This window comes from Escherichia whittamii (assembly GCF_014836715.1).
GTDB classification, from domain to species: Bacteria; Pseudomonadota; Gammaproteobacteria; order Enterobacterales; family Enterobacteriaceae; genus Escherichia; species Escherichia whittamii.
The window spans coordinates 1-1,737 of sequence record NZ_JACSQI010000025.1 but is presented as its reverse complement, the minus strand read 5'-3'; the positions used below and the strand labels follow the sequence as shown (position 1 = coordinate 1,737).

Genomic DNA, 1,737 nt, shown 5'->3' with positions numbered 1-1,737 from the left:
TTTTCATCAGACAATCTGTGTGAGCACTGCAAAGAACAGTTCTTTAAGGTAAGGAGGTGATCCAACCGCAGGTTCCCCTACGGTTACCTTGTTACGACTTCACCCCAGTCATGAATCACAAAGTGGTAAGCGCCCTCCCGAAGGTTAAGCTACCTACTTCTTTTGCAACCCACTCCCATGGTGTGACGGGCGGTGTGTACAAGGCCCGGGAACGTATTCACCGTGGCATTCTGATCCACGATTACTAGCGATTCCGACTTCATGGAGTCGAGTTGCAGACTCCAATCCGGACTACGACGCACTTTATGAGGTCCGCTTGCTCTCGCGAGGTCGCTTCTCTTTGTATGCGCCATTGTAGCACGTGTGTAGCCCTGGTCGTAAGGGCCATGATGACTTGACGTCATCCCCACCTTCCTCCAGTTTATCACTGGCAGTCTCCTTTGAGTTCCCGGCCGGACCGCTGGCAACAAAGGATAAGGGTTGCGCTCGTTGCGGGACTTAACCCAACATTTCACAACACGAGCTGACGACAGCCATGCAGCACCTGTCTCACAGTTCCCGAAGGCACCTATCCATCTCTGGAAAGTTCTGTGGATGTCAAGACCAGGTAAGGTTCTTCGCGTTGCATCGAATTAAACCACATGCTCCACCGCTTGTGCGGGCCCCCGTCAATTCATTTGAGTTTTAACCTTGCGGCCGTACTCCCCAGGCGGTCGACTTAACGCGTTAGCTCCGGAAGCCACGCCTCAAGGGCACAACCTCCAAGTCGACATCGTTTACGGCGTGGACTACCAGGGTATCTAATCCTGTTTGCTCCCCACGCTTTCGCACCTGAGCGTCAGTCTTCGTCCAGGGGGCCGCCTTCGCCACCGGTATTCCTCCAGATCTCTACGCATTTCACCGCTACACCTGGAATTCTACCCCCCTCTACGAGACTCAAGCTTGCCAGTATCAGATGCAGTTCCCAGGTTGAGCCCGGGGATTTCACATCTGACTTAACAAACCGCCTGCGTGCGCTTTACGCCCAGTAATTCCGATTAACGCTTGCACCCTCCGTATTACCGCGGCTGCTGGCACGGAGTTAGCCGGTGCTTCTTCTGCGGGTAACGTCAATGAGCAAAGGTATTAACTTTACTCCCTTCCTCCCCGCTGAAAGTACTTTACAACCCGAAGGCCTTCTTCATACACGCGGCATGGCTGCATCAGGCTTGCGCCCATTGTGCAATATTCCCCACTGCTGCCTCCCGTAGGAGTCTGGACCGTGTCTCAGTTCCAGTGTGGCTGGTCATCCTCTCAGACCAGCTAGGGATCGTCGCCTAGGTGAGCCGTTACCCCACCTACTAGCTAATCCCATCTGGGCACATCCAATGGCAAGAGGCCCGAAGGTCCCCCTCTTTGGTCTTGCGACGTTATGCGGTATTAGCTACCGTTTCCAGTAGTTATCCCCCTCCATCGGGCAGTTTCCCAGACATTACTCACCCGTCCGCCACTCGTCAGCGAAACAGCAAGCTGTTTCCTGTTACCGTTCGACTTGCATGTGTTAGGCCTGCCGCCAGCGTTCAATCTGAGCCATGATCAAACTCTTCAATTTAAAAGTTTGATGCTCAAAGAATTAAACTTCGTAATGAATTACGTGTTCACTCTTGAGACTTGGTATTCATTTATCGTCTTGCGACGTTAAGAATCCGTATCTTCGAGTGCCCACACAGATTGTCTGATAAATTGTTAAAGAGCAGT

General features: G+C 52.5%; 1 rRNA gene. It reads right to left on the bottom strand.

Annotation, left to right across the window (positions count from 1 at the left end):
- Nucleotides 1-49: 49 nt before the first annotated feature.
- Nucleotides 50-1,591: ribosomal RNA gene (locus H9644_RS21300) — 16S ribosomal RNA — on the bottom strand.
- Nucleotides 1,592-1,737 lie beyond the last annotated feature (146 nt).